Below are 18,996 nucleotides of genomic sequence, written 5' to 3' on the forward strand. Positions count from 1 at the left end.
TCGAGTCGTCGAAAACCGAGAGACTGCGGCGCGTAAGACAGTTGGAGTCTCGTCGATTGACACGACGGGTGTGGGTTTTCGCCCGCCCCTGTCAGACCGACTCCGTGTGAACGTCTCACAGACATTTATGAGGGGTGCGGTCGATGGAAGGTGTACCTGCGGTCACGCCGTGGGTGGGAAACGGGACCGGTGCAGGAACAGTCATTCAGGAGTGGACACGCTGTGGCTGCCACCGACCCGGAGCACATCATGAATCATCACGAGTCGAACACACCCGTCGAAACGGTCGCGTCAGGCACAGACCAGTCCACGCTGAGTGGTTCGATTTTCGACGACCTCCTCCGTGGGAATCGGCTGTTCTGCGACCGCGACAAGCTCCGCCCGACCTACACGCCGGCCAGCCTCCCACACCGCACCGAAGAGGTGGCCGCGCTCGCTCGCCTCCTGGCAGGAACCCTCAAAGGCGAATCAACGCCGAACGTCTTCCTCTATGGCAAGACGGGCACGGGAAAGACGGCGTGTGTCCGCTCGGTCACGCGAGAACTCGAACGTGCCGGGACGCGCCGCGACGTGCAGGTGGACGTGGTGCACCTGAACTGTGAAGTTACGGACACGCAGTATCAGGTGCTCGCCCACCTCACGAACGCGCTCGTGGAATCAAACCGCGAGGTGGGCGGTGCGGACGCCGGCCCGTCACCGGTCCCGATGACCGGTCTGCCAACCGAAGTCGTCTACGGCACGCTCGTCGAAGCCGCAGACTGCGTCGAACGCTCGCTGCTCGTCGTTCTCGACGAAGTGGACCGACTGGCGACGAAGGGCGGGTCGAGCGCGCTCTACAACCTCACCCAACTCGCCGCCGTCCTCGAACGCTCGCGGGCGACCGTCGTGGGCATCAGCAACGACCTCACGTTCACCGACACGCTCGACCCACGGATTCGCTCGCGGCTCGGGAGCGACGAACTCGTCTTCCCGCCGTACGACGCGACGCAACTCCGTGACATCATCGCAGAACGGGCGGCCGTCGCCTTCGAGGATGGCGTTCTCGAAGACGGCGTGTGTGCGCTCGTCGCCGCTCTGGCTGCACAGGAACACGGCGATGCCCGCCGGGCGCTCGACCTGCTTCGGGTGGCTGGTGAACTCGCAGAGCGGGCAGACGAGGGGCGAGTCATGGAAGCACACGTCCGCCAGGCGCAGGCCCGCGTCGAGTTCGACCATACGGCTGACCTGGTCGAGTCGCTCCCCCAACAGGCGCGACTGGCCCTTGCCGCCGTCGCCTCGTTCGACGCGTTCGCCCCGGTCGAAGCCGTCCACGAACGCGGGCTGGAACTGGCGACGAACCTCGACTGTACCTGCCCCGGCCGTGCCCAGTTTTCGAGCGCCCTCGGGGACCTCGACGCGCTCGGACTGGTGACACTCGTCTCCCGAACCCGCCCGCGAAGTCGACAGGTTCGGCTTTCGATGCGACGCCGCGACTTGGCCCGCATCCTCGCGGACACGGACCTCGCCGGTGTCGTCGGCTGAGTCGCAGAATCTTTTTGCGCCGCCCGTCCCGAGTGGACGTATGGTTTCAGACATCTTCGACCCCGACCGCTGGGACGCGATTTCTGGCTTCGACTTTCGCGACATCACCTACCACCGGGCGAAAGACCACGGCACGGTCCGCATCGCTTTCGACCGCCCGGAGGTCAGAAACGCCTTCCGCCCCGGCACGGTTGACGAACTCTACACCGCGCTCGACCACGCTCGCCGCCAGACGGATGTCGGCTGTGTTCTCCTGACCGGTAACGGCCCCTCCCCGAAAGACGGCGGCTGGGCCTTCTGTTCTGGCGGCGACCAGACCATCCGCGGCGACGACGGCTACCAGTACGAAGGTGACGAGGAAGGCGCATCCGAGACCGGTCGCCTGCACATCCTCGAAGTCCAGCGCCTCATTCGCTTCATGCCCAAACCCGTCATCGCCGTGACCCCCGGCTGGGCCGTCGGCGGCGGTCACAGCCTCCACGTCGTCTGCGACATGACTCTCGCCTCGGAGAAGGCCATCTTCAAACAAACCGACCCGGACGTGGCGAGTTTCGACGCCGGCTTTGGCTCTGCGTATCTCGCCCATCAGGTCGGCCAGAAGAAAGCCCGCGAAATCTTCTTCCTCGGCAAGGACTACTCCGCCGAGGAAGCAGCAGAGATGGGCATGGTCAACGACGTGGTCCCCCACGAGGAACTGGAGGACGTGGCCCTGGAGTGGGCCGCAGAAATCAACTCGAAATCGCCGACAGCCATGCGGATGCTCAAATTCGCCTTCAACCTCGATACCGACGGCCTCGTCGGCCAGCAGGTGTTCGCCGGCGAAGCCACCCGCCTCGGCTACATGACCGACGAGGCAAAAGAGGGCCGCGAGGCCTTCGTCGAGAAGCGCGACCCCGACTTCTCGCGGTTCCCGTGGCACTACTGAAGCGCACCTTTTTGCTCGGCGGACCGCTCCGAGCAAAAAGGTGCCCGAAAAGGCCGATTGCGCTGTTGGCGCAATCGGTTCTGGTAGCTGACTTCCTCCCACGACTGCAGTCGTGGGGTTCCAGTCACAGACTGGGGTTCCACGACGGAGAGGTTCCCACCTCACCGATGGGTGGGTTGTGGGCCGAGTCAGTACGGCCCCCGACCGAGATAGTGGGCTTCATTTACCCCCTCGGTGGGATGCATATCCTTACCTCAGACTCGGTAGCACAACCTATGAAACGCTCCGATATGGCTGTTTCGGGAACTGTCGGATGCATCCCACGACTGAAGTCGTGGGCTTTCTCCTCGAATCTCTGTAACTTCGCCGCTTCCGCCACCGCATCGCCTCCGCACGGCAACTCCACAACAGGTCCGTACGGCAACCGTACGCCTCCACTACCGCACCGCCTCCGCCTTCGCACCGCAACCACAGGCGCTATGCCCACGCCATCCTAACTGCCAACTGAATGACTGACACCGCGACCATCTCGCCGACGAAGGCGTGGGTCATGGCCGCCCGTCCCCAGACACTTCCCGCGGCGGCCGCCCCCGTCATCGTCGGCACCGGGCTCGCCGTACACGACGGTGTCTTTTCGGCGCTCCCCGCACTCGCCGCGCTCCTCGGCGCACTTCTCATCCAGATCGGGACGAACTTCGCGAACGACTACTACGACGCCGTGAAGGGCGCGGACACGGACGAGCGACAGGGCTTCACCCGGGTCACGCAAGCCGGCATCATCGCCCCCGAAGACGTCAAACGGGCGATGGCGCTCACTTTCGCCATCGCCATCGTCTCCGGAACGTACCTCGTCTCCGTCGGCGGATTGCCAATCGTCGTCATCGGCCTCGCGAGCGTCGCAAGTGGGATTGCCTACACGGGTGGCCCGTACCCCCTCGGCTACCACGGCCTCGGCGACCTGTTCGTGTTCACCTTCTTCGGTCTCGTCGCCGTCACGGGAACCTACTACGTACAGGCCGTGGACGCGGTTGCGGGCATCCCGCTCACCGTTCCGCCGGGCACGATTCCCCTCGCCGCCATCGTAGCGAGTCTCGCTCCCGCCGCCCTCTCGACGGCGATTCTCGTCGTGAACAACATCCGCGACAAGGAGACGGACGCCAAGACTGGAAAGCGCACGCTCGCCGTGCGACTCGGCTACCGCTGGAGTCGCGTCGAGTACCTTCTCATGCTCGCGGTGGCCTACGCCGTCCCCGCCGTGTTCGCACTCGACCCCACCTACTCGCAGTTCGCACTCCTGCCACTGCTTTCGCTTCCCATTGCAGTGCGCGTGGCGCGGACGGTCCTCACCAGAACTGACGGCGCGGCACTCAACCCCGCGCTCGAACAGACCGGGCAACTGCTCGCGATTCACTCGCTCCTGTTCGGCCTCGGCCTCGCCGCCCCCGCCTTACTCTAATGGACCTCATCCCCTTCTCACTCGACCTCGAATCGCCCCTCTCGACCGCTGCCGGCGACATCACCGCCCGCCGGGGCTTCCTCGTCCGCGTGTTCGTAGACGGCCACACCGGCCTCGGCGAGGCGACGCCGCTTCCCGGCTGGACCGAATCCCTCGACGCCTGCGAAACGGCGCTGAACGCGGTAGCCGAGCGAGTCGAAACCGGCGCGTACGACGCGGCGACAGCAGCACTTTCGAAGAATCCGGCCGCCAAACACGGCCTCGCGCTCGCCATCGCTGACGCCCGCGCTCGCGCCGCCGGTGTTCCGCTCTATCGCCATCTCGGCGGCGAGAAGCGAGTCGAGCGCGTCCCGGTGAATGCTACCATCGGCGCAGGGTCCCTCGAAACGACCGTCGATGCAGCGGAGCGGGCGGTCGCTTCGGGTTTTCGAACGCTCAAGCTCAAAGTCGGAACCGCCGACGTGGCGGCGGACGTCGCGCGTGTGGCCGCCGTCAGAGACGCCGTCGGCCCGGACATCGAACTCCGAGCGGACGCGAACGGGGCGTGGGACCGGCGGACGGCCCGAAGCGCGCTCGACGGCTTCGCTGACGCGGATTTCGCGCTGGTCGAACAGCCACTCGCGCCAGCCGACATCACCGGACACGCGACGCTCCGTGGCGGTTTCGTGAAAATCGGCCTCGACGAATCGCTCGCGGAACGAAGCATCGAGGAAGTACTCGCGGCCGAGGCGGCAGACGTGCTGGTGCTCAAGCCGATGGCCCTTGGCGGCCCCCAACGGACTCGTGCGGTGGCGATGCAGGCGAAAGCCGCAGGCGTCGAACCCGTCGTGACGACGACCATCGACGCAGCTGTCGCGCGGACCGCCGCCGTGCACGTCGCCGCGAGCATTCCCGACATCGGCGCGTGCGGACTCGCAACCGCCGACCTGCTCGCGTCCGACGTCCTCGATGAGGACCCCGCTCCCGTCGTCGACGGTGCGGTTCGCGTCCCGCAGGGAAAAGGAAATACGGGCACGGCATCGATGGAGGAGTAATGTACGACTGGTTGCGCCATCGTGCGAGCGTTTCGGCTGACGCGACGGCACTCGTCGCGGCGGATTCGGAGGCGACGTGGACCTACCGGGAACTCGACGACGCCGTCTCCCGGACTGCGGCCCACCTCGTCGGCGCGGGAGTCGGCCGCGGCGACCACGTCGGCACGCTTCTCGATACCAGCGTCGAGTTCGTGAAATTGATTCACGCGACGGCGCGACTTGGAGCCGTGTTGGTCCCGCTCAACACGCGGTTGACGTCGGCAGAACTCCGGCCGCAAATCGAACGGGCCGACCTTACCGCGCTCGTCTGTAGTGTGGCCACCGCCGAGAAAGCCGTGTCCGCGTGCGAATCAGCAGACACCACACTGCTCTCTGTGTCGCGGCGGGATGCGGGGAGCGTCCCCGAACTCGCCGCCCAGCCACTCGGGTCGGTCACGCCGGCGACGTGGGACGAAGACGACCCGCAGGTCATCATGTTCACCTCGGGGACGACCGGCGAACCAAAAGCGGTCGTGCTCACGCACGGCAACCTCGCGGCGAGCGCCGAGGCCTCCGCCTACCGCCTCGGAACCCTGCCGGGCGACCGATGGCTGGTCTGTCTCTCGCTCTATCACATGGGCGGACTCGCGCCGATTCTCCGCGCCACGCGCTACGGTTCGACGGTCGTGTTCGTCTCCGAATTCGACCCGGAACGAGTCGGCCGCGCGATCGAGGAGTACGAACCGACTGGCATCTCACTGGTACCGGTCATGCTCTCGCGCCTGCTCGACGCCGGCGTGTCGTTCAATTCGTTTCGCTTCGTCCTCCTCGGCGGTGCGCCCGCGAGAGACGACCTCATCGCCCGCTGTGAGCGCGAGGGCGTCCCCGTCTACCCGACCTATGGCATGACGGAGACGGCCTCGCAAATCGCAACCGCGACGCCCACCGAAGCGTTTGCCCATCAGGGAACGGTGGGCAAACCACTCCTGTTCACGGAGGTGACCGTCGTGGGCGTAGACGGCGAACCAGTCGAGCATGGGGAACACGGCGAACTCGTGGTGCGCGGCCCGACCGTGATGAAGGAGTACTACGGCGACTACGAGGCGACTGTCGAGGCATTTTCAGAGTACGGCCTCCACACGGGCGACGTCGGCTATCGCGACGAGGCTGGTCGGCTGTGGGTGCTGAACCGTCGGAGCGACCGCATCATCTCCGGGGGCGAGAACGTGGACCCCGGCGAGGTTGCCGCCGTCCTTCTCTCGCACCCGGCCGTCGCCGACGTCGCCGTCGTCGGCGTCCCCGACGAGGAGTGGGGCGAGCGCGTGGGGGCGCTCGTCGTGCCGGAACCGGATGCGACGCCGTCCCGCGACGAACTCGACGCCCACTGCCGGGAGTTCCTCGCGGGCTTCAAGTGCCCGCGGCTGGTCGCGTTCGCAGCCGAACTGCCGCGAACGGCGTCGGGAACGGTGGCCCGCGAGGCGGTCAGAGACCTCCTTCGAGCGACCGAGTGACGCCAAGGGTAGCGTACCTGTTCTTGAAAAAAGGAGCAAACAGGCGTGATTGGAACAATATCACATCCAAATCATTAAGTGGTCTTCGACCGCACAGAGTCTCGTCGCATACGGCTCACACACGGTCTACACGAACGTTCAGGAGCCTCATGTGACAGGCCAATACACACTAGCCAGCCGTTCCGCTGGTGTGCGTGCTTTGATGACGCGTCCTGCACGTTGCTGGTGCCGGGAACGAAACTTGAAAGACCACTGAGTCGCCCGGTGCGTCCCACGAGAAGCACGAAAATAGATAGTAGTAACACGGTGAGGCCCAGCCACCTTCGGTACTCAGTTGTACCGTTTGCTACCGAAAATAGGAACGGTTTAGAAGCGATGGCAGCCTAGAGGAACTCGTGTGTACGCTCACCCTCGCGTGGCAGGTGTTCGACGACACGCCAATCGTCGTCGCCGCCAACCGTGACGAACGATTAGACCGCCCCTCGACGCCGCCGACGACGTGGGACGGCGACCCGATCATCGTTGCCCCTGGCGACAGCGAAGCGGGCGGTACCTGGATTGGCTACAACGAACACGGCGTGTTCGTCGCCATCACCAACCGCTGGGTGGACGGCGAACTCGTTCCCGAACGCTCCCGCGGATTGCTCGTCAGAGACGCGCTTCGCTACGAGACTGCAGAGGAGGCCACCCGGTTCGTCGAGCGCGAACTGGACGCCCGCGAGTACGACGGCTTCAACCTCGTGCTCGCCGACGCGAACGCCGCGCTGTTGGTCGAGTGGGATGGCAGTCGCACGATTCGAAACTTCGACCCGGGCATCCACGTCGTCGTGAACGTCGGCGTTGACGGCGAATTCTTCGAGCCACCCCGCTTCCCAGACGCTGGCGAAATCCAGTCGCAGAACGCGATTCGGCTCCTCGAAACGCTCGAACCGAAACCAGCAGAGACCGCAGAGGCCTGGCTCAGACGGGCACAGACGGTCATCGCGGACCACGACTACGGCGTCTGCATCCACGAGGATGGCTACGGGACGCGCTCGTCGTCGCTCATCACGATTGGCCGCGATGGCGACGCGACCTACGACTTTGCCGCCGGGTCGCCGTGTACGACCGAGTACGAACCGGTCGAAGGTCAGATTTAACCTGCTCGGGGGAATTTGTTCAAGCCATGAGTACGGCAGAAGCGGAGGCTGAACTCTCCGAGGACGAGCGCGCAGGACTCGAACTCATCCGCGAGTCGGGTGGCGTCTACCAGAGCGACTTCTGGAAGGAACTCGACGTGAACTCTCGCAAGGGGAGTCGCATCATCGAATCGCTGCTCGAAAAAGACTTCATTCGCCGCGAAGAGGCCGTCTACAACGGTCACACGACCTACTTCGTCACGCCCGCCCCGAAGGACCTCGACTTCTCGCTGTTGATGGCCGGCGACCTGCTCTCGCCGTTCATCGGAGAGGAAGACATCGACCCGCGCAGTGACGCCCTGAGTCACTGGATTATGAACCTCGCCTACAACGGATAGGCCCGGCTCGGTCACTCGCTGCTTTTTCGCTGCTTGGCTGTACCGAGCGCCGCGCCCAGTGCGATACCGACGCCGAGACCGACTGCGACGTTGTCTATCGCCACGCCGATGGCCGCGCCGAGGGCGGTTCCGATAGCAATCCACACGCCTATCGATTGTGAAGACTGGCTAGCCATAGCTCACGGTTGTCGGCAGCGATAAAAGCGGTTGTCGTGACTCAGGCCAGCACGCTGCCGGCGCGAATGATGGTCTCCTCGCCGAAGGCCGGACCGATTAGCTGGAGGCCGACCGGAAGTCCATCAGTCTCGCCCGCCGGGACGGAGATGGCCGGCAGGTTCGCGAGGTTGATGGGAACAGTGTTCGCGTCTGCGAGGTACATCTGAAGTGGGTCAGAAAGGCTCTCGCCGAGTTTGAACGGCGGCGTCGGCATCGTCGGACTCGCGAGCACGTCTACGTCCTCGAAGGCGCTGTCGAAGTCCTGTTTGATCCACTCGCGGGCGTCCTGTGCCTTTTTGTAGTAGCGGTCGTGGTACCCCGCAGAGAGGGCGTAGGTGCCGAGCAGGATGCGGCGTTTCACTTCGTCGCCGAAGCCTTCCTCACGGGAGCGAGCGTAGGCGTCGTTCCAGTTGCCCTCGAAGCCACCGGAGATGCCGTAGCGCACGCCGTCGAACCGGGCGAGATTCGAGGAGGCCTCTGACATCGCGATGACGTAGTACGCTTGGACGGCGTGTTCGACGGAGGGAAGCGTGACTTTTTCGATGGTCGCGCCTTCGGCTTCGAGTTCCGAGAGCGCGTCGTAGAACGTCTCGACGACGCCTTCGTCTGCACCCTCGACGAGTTCGGTGGGGACGCCGATGGTGAGCCCATCCACGTCGCCGGTCGCGGCGTCTGCGTAGGTCACGTCCGGTTTCTCCCGAGTCGTTGCGTCGCGGGGGTCCTGCCCGCTGATAACGTCCAAGAGACCCGCGGCGTCTTCGACCGACGAGGCGATTGGGCCAATCTGTTCTAAGGAGTTCGCGTAGGCGACGAGGCCGTAGCGCGAGACGAGGCCATAGGTCGGTTTGATGCCAACGACGCCACAGAACGCGGCGGGACACCGAATCGACCCGCCCGTGTCGGAACCGAGCGCGAGGTCTGCGTCACCGGCGGCGACGGCGGCGGCGCTGCCACCCGATGAGCCGCCGGGAACGCGGTCTTCGTCGAGTGGGTTGAGAGTCGGTCCGTAGGCGGACGTTTCGGTCGTCGTCCCCATCCCGAACTCGTCCATGTTGGTCTTGCCGACGATGGTCGCACCGGCCGCTTTGAGGCGGGTGACGACGGTGGCGTCGTACGGTGGGACGTAGTCTTCGAGCATCGCAGAGCCACAGGTCGTGCGAACGCCCTTCGTGGAGATGTTGTCCTTCACCGCGATGGTCTTGCCCGCGAGCGGGCCGTCGCCGTCGCCGTCGATGGTTTCCTCGGTGACGAAGATGTTGAGAGACTTCGTCATGAGACGCGCGGCCCCTTGAAGTAGCCGTCCTCCGTCTCCGGAGCGTTCTGCAGTGCCTCTTCCTGCGTGAGTCCGTCGCGGACCTCGTCTGGGCGCATCACGTTGACCAGGTCTGCCTCCTGTTCGACCTCGGGCACCTCGTCGAGCGCACCGAAGTAGTCGAGGATGTCACCGAACTGCGCTGCGAACAGGTCGACCTCCTCGTCGTCTAAGTCGATGCGCGCCAGGTCCGCGATGTGACGGACCTCGTCTGCGTCGACAACCGTATCGCTCATGGGTCAAACCACACGCGGACTGTCGGTAAGGGTTTCGATACTCGGGTTGACCCGAGGTGAATTTGAATTCAGTTAATCTGGCAAAATCGAGCGACAGAAGCCGCGAAACGCCCGAAGCATTTAAGTCGCCCGAGATACAACAAAACGGTGTATCGACGCCGTCTCTGCTAGTTCTCTTTGCAGTTTGATACACCAGACAATGACTGATACGAGTATTCGAACCCGAACCGATGAGCGGACGAGCGAGCGAGAAGAGCCCGAGCGAACACGAGAGGAGGAGCTGGTCTGCCCCGAGTGCAGTGGTAACCTCGTCGCGGATACGGAACACGGCGAGACGGTCTGTCAGGACTGTGGCCTCGTCGTAGACGAAGGTACCATCGACCGCGGCCCGGAGTGGCGCGCCTTCGACTCCTCTGAACGCGACGAAAAGTCCCGCGTCGGAGCTCCCACCACGCAGATGATGCACGACAAGGGGCTCTCGACGAACATCAGCTGGCAGAACAAGGACGCCTACGGGAAGTCCCTCGGCAGCCGCCAGCGCGCGAAGATGCAGCGCCTTCGCAAGTGGAACGAGCGCTTCCGCACGCGTGACAGCAAGGAGCGCAACCTCAAACAGGCGCTCGGTGAAATCGACCGCATGGCCTCGGCGCTCGGCCTTCCAAAGGACGTGCGCGAGACGGCGTCGGTCATCTACCGTCGCGCGCTCTCCGAGAATCTCCTTCCCGGCCGCTCCATCGAAGGCGTCGCGACGGCGGCGCTCTATGCCGCTGCCCGGCAGGCGAACATGCCCCGAAGCTTAGACGAGATAACGAACGTCTCGCGGGTAGACAAGAGTGAGATTGCCCGCACGTACCGCTACGTGGCCCGCGAACTCAAACTCGAGGTACGTCCGGCGGACCCCGAAAGCTACGTACCGCGGTTTGCGTCCTCGCTCGACCTCTCCGACGAAGTCGAGATGCGTGCCCGCCAACTCCTGAAAACCGCCAAGGAGCAGGGTGTCCACAGCGGCAAGTCGCCGGTCGGCCTCGCCGCCGCCGCCGTCTACGCCGCCGCGCTGCTCTCGAACGAGAAGGTCACCCAGAGCGAGGTCTCCGACATCGCGAACATCAGCGAGGTCACCATCCGAAACCGCTATCACGAACTGCTCGAAGCAGAAGAGCAAGTTCTCTAAGCGAAACACTGACCGTTTTTCCGGCGTTTTTCGACCCATGGAAACGACGCGTCACTACACTGCAACCGTCTACATCGTCAACGACGGAGCCACCGCCCTCCACGACCACAAGCGCCTCGACATGTGGCTCCCGCCCGGTGGCCACATCGACCGCGACGAACTCCCCCACGAGGCAGCCATCCGCGAGGTCAGCGAGGAGACAGGTCTCGACGTGACACTGCTCGCAGCGCGAACCGGCGCGTCCTCTGCAACCGTCGAACCGCTACCCGAACCCGCCCACCTTCAGCTCGCGGACGTGAACGTCTGCGACGGCCACGTCGGCCACCAACACATCGACTTCGTCTACTTCGGGTCGGTCGAACACCGCGACATCCAGCCAGAAGACGGCGAAATCGAGACGTGGCACTGGTTCACCGCAGCGGAGTTGCGCGAGGACGGCGACCACCTCGACTCGGACGTCATCGCCCACGGCATCGAGGCAATCAAGGCGGTCGAGAACGACCGGTAGTTACAGAGCTCCGAGCGTGTCCATCCCGAGTTGCTGGAGCATCCTGAGAATGTCGAAGTTCGCCCACCGTTCTGCGATTTTCCCGTCTTTGAGTCGCACCGCGCCGATACCCATGATGTCGATTCGCTTCCCGGTCGGTTCCAGACCCATGAATGGTCCCTCGTGGGTGCCAGTCACCCGTCCCCAGAACGCGACGTGGTCGCCTTCTTCTATCATGTGGGAAACGTCTTAGCACAGGTCGGGAAACGCTTCGCGGTAGCGTCGGATGAACGTCGCAAACTCTGAAGGTTCCCCCTCGCCTGACCCGGCGGGGTCGTGAAACACCTGCTGAGGAGTCAAAATTTCGGGCAGCGCGTCCACGTTCCCCTCGCTCCAGATTTCTTTCGTGTAGCGACGGACGACGGCCTTCGAAGTGGATTGAACGGCCATACGAAGGGATACGCCGTCCCACGAGAAAACGTATCCCGGCCTACAGCAGTGATTCGACGTACTGCCCGACGTGGTCGTCCATGCGCTTTTTGAAGCCCGCCTGTCGGGCGAGGCGGTCGAGTTCGCGGGCGACGAGACTGCCGTACTGAACCGCCTTCTTCTCGCGGAACGCGATGGGGTCGGGCGTCCACTCCCGGACGGCCAGCCTGAACGCGAATTTTCGCTCGCCACGCGGACTCACGAGCAGGTCGCCGGGCAGACGCAGACTCGCCTCGACGACGTCGTCGTGGAGCAGTGGAGCGATGGGTTCGACGCTCGCCGCCCGAATCGCGAGCACGTCACGGGCCAACTGGTCGGGAAGCGTGGCGATGACTTCGTGGGCCGCGCCTCTGACGGTGGTCGCTTCGACGCGGTGGTCTGCGCGGATTACCTTCTCGTAGCCACCGAACAGTTCGTCTGCCCCCTGCCCGACGGCGAGGGTATCGTAGCCGTCAGCGGCGGCGCGCTTCGCGGTGAGATAGAGCGGGAGCGCGATACCAACGTCCATCGGGTTAGTCCGGCCAATCGCGCGGGCAACCGCTGGAATCGCGGCTTCGAGGCGCTCGTGAGTGATTTCGACGACCGTCAGGTCTTTGCCGAGGATACGTGCGGCCGAACGGGCCGCCGCCACGTCGTGACTTTCCGGGAACCCCGTAACGTAGAGCGGTCCGTCAAGGGACGCGCCGAGGGCCGCAGAATCCACGCCACCGGAGAACGCGACGGGCGTCTCTTCAGGGAGTGCGGCGAGACGGGTTTCGACGGCCGTTCCGACCGCCGAAACCGCTTCCGGGCCGGATTCGAACAGCGGAGGTTCGGGGAGCGTCCAGACCTGCTCGTCGCCGTCGGCGGTGCGCTTGCATCCGGCGGGCACGAAGTCGGGCGAATCGAGGTCGCGGTGGTCGAAACTCCACGTCATCGGGTCGTCCGCTTCTGAGAAGATTGGATAGCGGCCGAGCACGTCGCGGACGAGCGCGCCGTCGAGTTCGCCCGCGAACCCGCCGGTTCCGGGAAGCGGTTGCTTCGAGTCGAGCGCCCGACGGACCGTGGTTGGGTCCGAGCCCTCCATCAGTCGATTATCGAGAGAAAGCGGTTTTTCACGCGGCGTTTCGCGCCCCCTGCGGCCTGTGCGAAACTGATACGCCACGGGGTGCGCTGGCCGACGACGCTCGTCCGGCCTTCACGGATGGCGTCGAGGATTGCTTCGACACTCCGGTCGTCGGCGTCGATTTCGGTGACTGCCTGCCCGACCATCTCACTGATGTGGGCGTCACTGCCAGCGGTCATCGGGAGGCCACGGGCTCTGGCGAAGCGTTCTGCCTTGCGGTTTGCCCGCCCCGTGAGCAGTCGCGAGTTGTACACCTCGATGGCGTCTGCGCTCGCGAGTTGATCCATGGTGATGTGCGGGGCGACGCCGCTGCGGGACTTCTGGAACGGGTGGGGAACGACCGCGAGGCCACCTTGCTCGCGGATGCGGTCGAGCGTCTCGTCGAACGGACGGTAAGCCGGAATCTTTTCCTGGATACCGAATGCGAGGACGTGTCCGGCGGCGCTCGTGACTTCCATGCCCGGAATGCCGACGAGGCCGTAGTCTGGCGCCTTCCGCGCGGCTTCGAGACTGGCGTCTAGTTCGTCGTGGTCTGTGATGGCCAGTGCGTCGAGTCCGACGGCGGCGGCCTGTTCTAACAGGAGGTCGACCGGGTCGCGTCCGTCGAACGAAAGCGCAGAGTGGGTGTGGAGCTCGACCGACAGCACAAGCGGAGGTTACGCGGCGGTCCTGAAAAGCACCTCGGAACTGGGCCGCCGTTGTGCCGGGCCGACACGCCACAGCCCGAAAGTAATCACGTTCGTGCATATGAAAAGGACTTTACCCCGACTATCTCAACAGAAGGATGAATGAGTCTTGCCGAGTCGGACAAGGAACTCGTGGTTGCGGAGTTGGGCCGAGAACCCACCGACGCAGAGGAGGTCCTGTTCGAGAACCTCTGGAGCGAACACTGCGCCTATCGCTCGTCGCGCCCCCTGCTCAGCGCCTTCGAGAGCGAGGGCGACCAGGTCGTCATCGGGCCAGGCGACGACGCGGCCGTGGTCAAACTGACCGACGACGTGTACATCACGATGGGTATCGAGAGTCACAACCACCCCTCGTACGTGGACCCCTACGACGGGGCGGCGACGGGCGTCGGCGGCATCGTCCGCGACACCCTCTCGATGGGAGCCTACCCCATCGCCCTGGCGGACAGCCTCTACTTCGGTGGCTTCGACCGGGAGCACTCTCGCTACCTGTTCGAGGGCGTCGTCGAGGGAATCAGCGACTACGGCAACTCCATCGGCGTGCCGACGGTGGCCGGAAGCGTCGCCTTCCACGACGACTATGTGGGCAACCCGCTCGTGAACGTCGCGTGCGTGGGCCTCCTGCCCGCAGACCGCATGGTCACGGCGGAAGCACAGTCGGTCGGAAACAAACTCGTCCTCGTCGGTAATTCGACCGGGCGCGACGGCCTCGGCGGCGCGTCGTTCGCCTCCGAAGACCTCGCAGAGGACGCGGAGACCGAAGACCGACCTGCCGTGCAAGTCGGCGACCCGTACACGGAAAAGCTCCTCATCGAATGCAACGAAGCCCTGCTCGACGAGAACCTCGTCGAGGCGGCCCGTGACCTCGGTGCGGCGGGCCTCGGCGGCGCGTCGAGCGAACTCATCGCGAAAGGACGGAAGGGCGCGATTCTCGAACTCGAACGCGTCCACCAGCGCGAACCGAACATGGTTCCCCTTGAGATTCTGCTCGCAGAGTCCCAGGAGCGCATGGTGTACGAGGTCATCCCCGAAAACGTCGCTCGCGTCGAGGAGCTCGCAGAACGCTACGACCTCGGCTGTTCGGTCATCGGCGAAGTGACCGACTCCGGACGCTACGTCTGTACCTTCGAGGGCGAGTCCGTCGTGGACGTGCCCGTCCAGTTCCTCTGTGAGGGCGCACCGATGAACGACCTCGCGACCGAAGCGCCGGCAAGCGTCGAACGCGATCTGCCTGCGGTCGACCTCGCGGACGCCTTCGAGGCAGTCGTCGGCAGCCCGAACACCGCGAGCAAGCGGTGGGTCTACCGCCAGTACGACCACGAAGTCGGAACCCGCACGGCGGTCGGGCCGGGCCAGGACGGCGCGGTCCTCGCCATCCGCGAAGCGAACAAGGGCCTCGCCTTTACCGCGGGTGCGGACCCGAACTGGACGAGCGCGAACCCCTACGAGGGCGCGCGGGCGGTCGCCCTCGAAAACGCGACGAATCTCGCCGTGAAGGGTGCGACGCCGCTCGCCGCCGTGGACTGTCTGAACGGCGGCAACCCGGAGAAACCGGACGTGTACCACGGCTTCAAGGCTATCGTGGACGGCCTCGCCGCCATGTGCGCCGACCTCTCGGTTCCCGTCGTCGGCGGGAACGTCTCGCTCTACAACGACTCCCAGTCCGGCCCGATTCCCCCGACGCCGACGCTCGCAATGGTGGGCACGAAGGATACCTACGCTGCCCCGCCCGCCTTCTTCGCCGGTGAGGGAACGGTCCTGCTCGTCGGCGACGCGGTGCTCGCGGGCGACGACGCGGGCCTCGGTGGGTCTGAATACCTCGCGCAGTTTGGCGGCGCAGACGACTTCCCGGCGCTCCCCGAGAACGCACCGGCGTTCGTCGAAGCACTCGCCGCTGTCGTCAACCAGGACGCGACGCTCGCCGCCCACGACGCCAGCCACGGCGGCCTCGCGGTGACGCTCGCGGAGATGGTCACAGCAGAGACGGGCGCGGACCTGCCCATAGAGGGCGACGCCACCGCCGCAGAGCTGCTGTTCCACGAGCAACCCGGTCGCGCTGTCATCGAGACGACCAACCCGGACGCCGTGAAGGCCGCATTCGACGGCATCGCACCGGTGTCCGAACTCGGCACGGCGACCACAGACGGGTCGCTCTCGCTTTCGGTCAACGGCGAATCCCTCGCCGCCTCGGCTGACGCAATCGCCGACCTGCGGGCGATTATCGAACGCGAACTCGAGTAACCGAGAGCCGAACGCTTTTCACGCGCCACGTCAACTCGAACCATGGACGCAGTAGTCGTCGGTGGCGGCGTCGTCGGCCTCGCCTGTGCACACTATCTCACGGAGCGCGGAGCGGCCGTCACCGTCCTCGAAAAGGGAAGTCTCGGCGGTGGTTCGACAGGACGCTCTGCTGGCGGAATCCGGGCGCAGTTCTCGACGCCCGTAAACGTAGACCTCTCGGTGGCGAGCATGGCCGTGTGGGACACCTTCGAAGCCGAGTTCGGCGTGGACATCGCCCATCGCAAATCCGGCTATCTCTTTCTGGCCCGCGAGGCGGACACCGCGGACGCCTTCCGCGAAAACGTCGCCATGCAAAATGAGCGCGGCGTTCCGAGCGAAGTACTTTCGCCGACGGAAGCAGAGGTCCACTGCCCCGGGCTTCGCACCGAGGAGTTCGTACTCGCGACGTACTCGCCGACCGACGGCTTCGCCGACCCGAATTTGGCAGTTCAGGGATTCGCCCAGGCCGTGACCGAGGCCGGCGGCGAGATTCGGACGAAAACGCCCGTCACAGACGTACTCGTCGAGGACGGAGTGGTGGTCGGCGTCGAGACGCCAGACGGCGAACTGACCGCTGACGTGGTCGTGAACGCGGCGGGGGCGTGGGCCGGCGACCTGGCCGCGATGGCCGGCCTCGACCTGCCAATCGCACCTCGACGCCGGCAGATTGCGATTGTCCAACCCGAGACTCCCCTCACTGATGACCACCCGCTCACCATCGACCTCGACACCGGGTCGTACTTTCGCCCGGAGCGCGAGGGACAGGCCATCGTCGGCGGGCACTTTGCTGACGCTGATAGGGACGTCTCACCGGACCGATTCAGCGAGAAACTGGACATGGACTGGGCGGTGCGGGCAGTGGAGAACGCCGGAGACTGCGCGACCAACTTCGGCCTCGATTCGCGCATCGTCCGCGGATGGGCGGGCCTCTACGCGGTGACCCCTGACCACCACCCGATAATCGAGGAGTCGATGCCGGGATTCCTGACGGTGGCTGGCTTTTCCGGCCACGGCTTCCAGCACTCACCCGCCGTTGGAAACGTAGTCACAGAGCTCGTCTTCGACGGGAAGGCGTCGCTCGTGGACGTTTCAGGATTGTCGAGCGAGCGATTCGAAAGGGGCGAGGGACACGTCGAACAGAACGTGGCCTGACCTACGCCATCACGAACGCGAGGCCGAAGACGAGGGCGACGCCGATGAGCGTGACGATGAACCCCGTCGTGACCTGTCCCATCGTGAACTCCTGCATCGGCGAGGTGACGCGGCCGACCGATTCTCCTTCGTGGTGTTCGCCGTGACCGTCGTGGTCGTCGTCGTGTGAATGCTCGTCCATATCCGCACATTCGCCCGGTCCTACTTTGCTATGTCGGAGTCGGGTGGTTACCGCAGGCGAAACAGTCTAACCCCGAGGTTCCCTTGCCCAAACCAACTGAATGCTCACGAAGCGGATCATCCCCTGTATCGACGTGGCGCTGGACGACGACGGGAACGCGGCGGTCTACACGGGGGTCAACTTCACCGACCTCAAGTATACCGGCGACCCCGTAGAGATGGCGAAAGCGTACAACGAAGCGGGCGCAGACGAGTTCGTCTTCCTCGACATCACCGCGAGTTCGGACGGCCGAGAAACCATGCTCGACACCGTCTCCCGGGTGGCAGACGAGGTGTTCATCCCGCTGACCGTCGGCGGCGGCATCCGAACGAAAGACGACATCAAAGAGACCCTCCGGGCGGGCGCAGACAAAGTCTCGATTACGACTGGGGCGCTCGAACGCCCCGAACTTATCAACGAGGGCGCGGCCGCCTTCGGGAACCAGTGTATCGTCATCAGCGTGGACTCGCGGCGCGTTTTCGACGAGCAGGGCGAACACTACGTCGAAGTGGACGGTGAGTCCTGCTGGTTCGAGTGTACCGTCAAGGGTGGCCGCGAGGGCACTGGCGTGGACGTCGTGGAGTGGGCGAAAGAGGCAGAATCGCGCGGCGCTGGCGAGCTGTTCGTGAACTCCATCGACGCAGACGGCACGAAAGACGGCTACGACATTCCGCTGACTGCGGCGGTGTGTGATGCGGTTTCGACCCCGGTCATCGCCTCGTCGGGCTGTGGCGGACCGGAGGACGCCTACGAGGTGTTCACCGAAGCCAACGCGGACGCGGCGCTCGCGGCGTCTATCTTCCACTTCGACGAGTACAGCATCCGGGAAGTCAAGGAGTATCTCGCAGAACGGGACGTCCCAGTGCGCCTCTGAGAAACCGAATTTTCACTGCGCTGCTTCGAACGCGTCGCGGAAGGCCGAGGCCTTCTCTCGAACGCGGGCGGCACCCGCTTCGAGTGCTTCGAGTGGGTCTACCCCCTCGACCGTTTTCACGGTGAGGATGGGGTCCGTCTGCCCACCGGACTGCTCGGGGTTCATGTCGTACGTCGCCGCAGAGACGTCCTCGAGTTCGAGGAGGGCCCCCTTCAGGACGTTCATGAACGTGTGGTCTTCGCCCGCAATCTCGATGGAGAGTTCGTTCTCCGTCTTCTCGATGACCCGCAGTTCCATACTCCTATGTCCAAAAGCCGGGCGTTTGTACCTTTCGAAGGGCCACGCCCGCACGCCGGACGACGCAGGGGCTCAGGGTTCGCTGAAACCGGCCCAAAAGCGGGAGAATCAGTCCTGACAGCAGCCACCGGCCTTCTCACCGAAGTCGACGGCGAGTTCGGCGGAGATGGCGTCGTTTACGGCTGCGAGTTTTGCATCGAGGTCGGCCTGTGCGGAGAGGTAGTCGTCCATCACGGGCAGGTCGTGGAGGTCGGCCTGTGCGTTCTGGAGCTGGTGGAGGTCTTCCTGGGTCGCCTCGCCGGATTGGCGGGCGAGCATGAACTCCTGGCGGAGTTGTTCGAACTCCTGGACTCGGCGCTGGGCCTCTTCTGAGTTCTCGACGGCTTCTTTGGTCTCCTCGAACCGCTTGTACTCCGGCGACTCGGCGATTGCCTTGCCGAGTTCCGTTCCCATGTCCTCCAGTCGTGCGGTTTCTACGCTCATGGACGGCGCTAAGTGAGCGAAACGTTTGAAAGTGCCGGTCTGGGCG

The 18,996-nt window shown here is 64.7% G+C and carries 20 protein-coding genes and 1 pseudogene; 12 read left to right on the forward strand and 9 right to left on the reverse strand.

Annotated elements, in window-relative coordinates; all coding sequences use genetic code 11:
• The first annotated feature begins 222 nt into the window (after positions 1-222).
• The 7 genes from P1M51_RS08005 (at position 223) to P1M51_RS08035 (ending at position 7,942) form a co-directional block, all read left to right on the forward strand.
• The gene (locus P1M51_RS08005) at positions 223-1,521 is read left to right on the forward strand and encodes a Cdc6/Cdc18 family protein (RefSeq protein WP_276247680.1); all 1,299 of its coding nucleotides are present in this window, start codon (positions 223-225) and stop codon (positions 1,519-1,521) included.
• 40 nt (positions 1,522-1,561) lie between these two features.
• Positions 1,562-2,446 (forward strand): 1,4-dihydroxy-2-naphthoyl-CoA synthase, encoded by an 885-nt coding sequence (locus P1M51_RS08010; RefSeq protein ID WP_276247681.1) that lies wholly within the window; start codon positions 1,562-1,564, stop codon positions 2,444-2,446.
• A gap of 508 nt (positions 2,447-2,954) precedes the next feature.
• A complete protein-coding gene (locus tag P1M51_RS08015; RefSeq protein ID WP_276247682.1) occupies positions 2,955-3,902 on the forward strand; it encodes a 1,4-dihydroxy-2-naphthoate polyprenyltransferase in 948 nt (315 codons plus the stop codon).
• Complete coding sequence (locus P1M51_RS08020) at positions 3,902-4,936, forward strand: mandelate racemase/muconate lactonizing enzyme family protein (protein WP_276247683.1); 1,035 nt, start codon at positions 3,902-3,904, stop codon at positions 4,934-4,936. Before P1M51_RS08015 ends, P1M51_RS08020 begins: the two co-directional genes overlap by 1 nt.
• Positions 4,936-6,426 carry an o-succinylbenzoate--CoA ligase gene (gene menE / locus P1M51_RS08025; RefSeq protein ID WP_276247684.1) on the forward strand — a complete coding sequence of 497 codons (1,491 nt, stop codon included), beginning with the start codon at positions 4,936-4,938 and terminating at the stop codon, positions 6,424-6,426. The genes P1M51_RS08020 and menE overlap by 1 nt, the downstream gene beginning before the upstream one ends.
• A gap of 395 nt (positions 6,427-6,821) precedes the next feature.
• Entirely contained in the window at positions 6,822-7,565 is a 744-nt protein-coding gene (locus P1M51_RS08030) for an NRDE family protein (RefSeq protein WP_276247685.1), read from the forward strand.
• Positions 7,566-7,591: 26 nt separating this feature from the next.
• Entirely contained in the window at positions 7,592-7,942 is a 351-nt protein-coding gene (locus P1M51_RS08035) for a MarR family transcriptional regulator (RefSeq protein ID WP_276247686.1), read from the forward strand.
• 11 nt (positions 7,943-7,953) lie between these two features.
• Here P1M51_RS08035 and P1M51_RS08040 read toward each other — a convergent pair whose 3' ends face one another.
• From P1M51_RS08040 to gatC, 3 genes are read right to left on the reverse strand one after another with little or no spacing between them, the layout of a single operon-like run.
• The gene (locus P1M51_RS08040; RefSeq protein ID WP_276247687.1) at positions 7,954-8,118 is read right to left on the reverse strand and encodes a hypothetical protein; all 165 of its coding nucleotides are present in this window, start codon (positions 8,116-8,118) and stop codon (positions 7,954-7,956) included.
• 41 nt (positions 8,119-8,159) lie between these two features.
• The gene (gene gatA, locus P1M51_RS08045; RefSeq protein WP_276247688.1) at positions 8,160-9,431 is read right to left on the reverse strand and encodes an Asp-tRNA(Asn)/Glu-tRNA(Gln) amidotransferase subunit GatA; all 1,272 of its coding nucleotides are present in this window, start codon (positions 9,429-9,431) and stop codon (positions 8,160-8,162) included.
• Positions 9,428-9,706 carry an Asp-tRNA(Asn)/Glu-tRNA(Gln) amidotransferase subunit GatC gene (gene gatC / locus P1M51_RS08050; RefSeq protein ID WP_276247689.1) on the reverse strand — a complete coding sequence of 93 codons (279 nt, stop codon included), beginning with the start codon at positions 9,704-9,706 and terminating at the stop codon, positions 9,428-9,430. Before gatC ends, gatA begins: the two co-directional genes overlap by 4 nt.
• A gap of 199 nt (positions 9,707-9,905) precedes the next feature.
• Here gatC and P1M51_RS08055 point away from each other — a divergent pair, with 199 nt between their 5' ends.
• Positions 9,906-10,877: a transcription initiation factor IIB family protein gene (locus tag P1M51_RS08055; RefSeq protein WP_276247690.1), complete on the forward strand. Its 972-nt coding sequence runs from the start codon at positions 9,906-9,908 to the stop codon at positions 10,875-10,877.
• 37 nt (positions 10,878-10,914) lie between these two features.
• Positions 10,915-11,385 carry an NUDIX hydrolase gene (locus P1M51_RS08060; RefSeq protein ID WP_276247691.1) on the forward strand — a complete coding sequence of 157 codons (471 nt, stop codon included), beginning with the start codon at positions 10,915-10,917 and terminating at the stop codon, positions 11,383-11,385.
• Here the strand turns inward: P1M51_RS08060 and P1M51_RS08065 are convergent.
• The 3 genes and pseudogenes from P1M51_RS08065 to P1M51_RS08075 all read right to left on the reverse strand — a co-directional run bounded on the left by P1M51_RS08065 (position 11,386) and on the right by P1M51_RS08075 (position 13,605).
• A pseudogene (locus tag P1M51_RS08065) lies at positions 11,386-11,814 on the reverse strand (ester cyclase).
• Positions 11,815-11,854: 40 nt separating this feature from the next.
• Positions 11,855-12,919: an asparagine synthase C-terminal domain-containing protein gene (locus tag P1M51_RS08070; protein ID WP_276247692.1), complete on the reverse strand. Its 1,065-nt coding sequence runs from the start codon at positions 12,917-12,919 to the stop codon at positions 11,855-11,857.
• Positions 12,919-13,605, reverse strand: coding sequence for a PHP domain-containing protein (locus P1M51_RS08075; RefSeq protein WP_276247693.1), 687 nt, complete (start codon positions 13,603-13,605; stop codon positions 12,919-12,921). Before P1M51_RS08075 ends, P1M51_RS08070 begins: the two co-directional genes overlap by 1 nt.
• A gap of 141 nt (positions 13,606-13,746) precedes the next feature.
• Between P1M51_RS08075 and purL the strand changes: the two genes are divergently transcribed.
• Together purL and P1M51_RS08085 are read left to right on the forward strand one after the other, a co-directional pair.
• Positions 13,747-15,885: a phosphoribosylformylglycinamidine synthase subunit PurL gene (gene purL, locus P1M51_RS08080; protein ID WP_276247694.1), complete on the forward strand. Its 2,139-nt coding sequence runs from the start codon at positions 13,747-13,749 to the stop codon at positions 15,883-15,885.
• A 42-nt stretch (positions 15,886-15,927) separates the two neighbouring features.
• Positions 15,928-17,076 carry an FAD-binding oxidoreductase gene (locus P1M51_RS08085; RefSeq protein WP_276247695.1) on the forward strand — a complete coding sequence of 383 codons (1,149 nt, stop codon included), beginning with the start codon at positions 15,928-15,930 and terminating at the stop codon, positions 17,074-17,076.
• 1 nt (position 17,077) lies between these two features.
• Here the strand turns inward: P1M51_RS08085 and P1M51_RS08090 are convergent, their stop codons facing one another.
• Positions 17,078-17,257, reverse strand: a complete 180-nt coding sequence (locus P1M51_RS08090; protein WP_276247696.1) for a hypothetical protein — start codon at positions 17,255-17,257, stop codon at positions 17,078-17,080.
• A gap of 100 nt (positions 17,258-17,357) precedes the next feature.
• Here P1M51_RS08090 and hisF point away from each other — a divergent pair, with 100 nt between their 5' ends.
• The gene (gene hisF / locus P1M51_RS08095) at positions 17,358-18,170 is read left to right on the forward strand and encodes an imidazole glycerol phosphate synthase subunit HisF (protein ID WP_276247697.1); all 813 of its coding nucleotides are present in this window, start codon (positions 17,358-17,360) and stop codon (positions 18,168-18,170) included.
• Positions 18,171-18,182: 12 nt separating this feature from the next.
• On the opposite strand, the gene P1M51_RS08100 is transcribed toward hisF, so the two are convergent.
• Positions 18,183-18,467 (reverse strand): DNA-directed RNA polymerase subunit L, encoded by a 285-nt coding sequence (locus P1M51_RS08100; RefSeq protein ID WP_276247698.1) that lies wholly within the window; start codon positions 18,465-18,467, stop codon positions 18,183-18,185.
• A gap of 108 nt (positions 18,468-18,575) precedes the next feature.
• Positions 18,576-18,950, reverse strand: coding sequence for a YlbF family regulator (locus P1M51_RS08105; protein ID WP_276247699.1), 375 nt, complete (start codon positions 18,948-18,950; stop codon positions 18,576-18,578).
• Positions 18,951-18,996: the final 46 nt, after the last annotated feature.

It is taken from the genome of Haladaptatus sp. QDMS2, assembly GCF_029338295.1.
In the GTDB taxonomy this organism is placed as follows: domain Archaea; phylum Halobacteriota; class Halobacteria; order Halobacteriales; family Halococcaceae; genus QDMS2.

What these genes read in the sequence shown, in the direction of transcription:
- P1M51_RS08010 (WP_276247681.1), top strand. Translation starts at nt 1,562, where the DNA reads ATGGTTTCAGACATCTTCGACCCCGACCGCTGGGACGCGATTTCTGGC.
- P1M51_RS08015 (WP_276247682.1), top strand. Translation starts at nt 2,955, where the DNA reads ATGACTGACACCGCGACCATCTCGCCGACGAAGGCGTGGGTCATGGCC.
- P1M51_RS08020 (WP_276247683.1), top strand. Translation starts at nt 3,902, where the DNA reads ATGGACCTCATCCCCTTCTCACTCGACCTCGAATCGCCCCTCTCGACC.
- menE (WP_276247684.1), top strand. Translation starts at nt 4,936, where the DNA reads ATGTACGACTGGTTGCGCCATCGTGCGAGCGTTTCGGCTGACGCGACG.
- P1M51_RS08035 (WP_276247686.1), top strand. Translation starts at nt 7,592, where the DNA reads ATGAGTACGGCAGAAGCGGAGGCTGAACTCTCCGAGGACGAGCGCGCA.
- P1M51_RS08040 (WP_276247687.1), bottom strand. Translation starts at nt 8,118, where the DNA reads ATGGCTAGCCAGTCTTCACAATCGATAGGCGTGTGGATTGCTATCGGA.
- gatA (WP_276247688.1), bottom strand. Translation starts at nt 9,431, where the DNA reads ATGACGAAGTCTCTCAACATCTTCGTCACCGAGGAAACCATCGACGGC.
- gatC (WP_276247689.1), bottom strand. Translation starts at nt 9,706, where the DNA reads ATGAGCGATACGGTTGTCGACGCAGACGAGGTCCGTCACATCGCGGAC.
- P1M51_RS08055 (WP_276247690.1), top strand. Translation starts at nt 9,906, where the DNA reads ATGACTGATACGAGTATTCGAACCCGAACCGATGAGCGGACGAGCGAG.
- P1M51_RS08060 (WP_276247691.1), top strand. Translation starts at nt 10,915, where the DNA reads ATGGAAACGACGCGTCACTACACTGCAACCGTCTACATCGTCAACGAC.
- P1M51_RS08070 (WP_276247692.1), bottom strand. Translation starts at nt 12,919, where the DNA reads ATGGAGGGCTCGGACCCAACCACGGTCCGTCGGGCGCTCGACTCGAAG.
- purL (WP_276247694.1), top strand. Translation starts at nt 13,747, where the DNA reads ATGAGTCTTGCCGAGTCGGACAAGGAACTCGTGGTTGCGGAGTTGGGC.
- P1M51_RS08085 (WP_276247695.1), top strand. Translation starts at nt 15,928, where the DNA reads ATGGACGCAGTAGTCGTCGGTGGCGGCGTCGTCGGCCTCGCCTGTGCA.
- P1M51_RS08090 (WP_276247696.1), bottom strand. Translation starts at nt 17,257, where the DNA reads ATGGACGAGCATTCACACGACGACGACCACGACGGTCACGGCGAACAC.
- hisF (WP_276247697.1), top strand. Translation starts at nt 17,358, where the DNA reads ATGCTCACGAAGCGGATCATCCCCTGTATCGACGTGGCGCTGGACGAC.
- P1M51_RS08100 (WP_276247698.1), bottom strand. Translation starts at nt 18,467, where the DNA reads ATGGAACTGCGGGTCATCGAGAAGACGGAGAACGAACTCTCCATCGAG.
- P1M51_RS08105 (WP_276247699.1), bottom strand. Translation starts at nt 18,950, where the DNA reads ATGAGCGTAGAAACCGCACGACTGGAGGACATGGGAACGGAACTCGGC.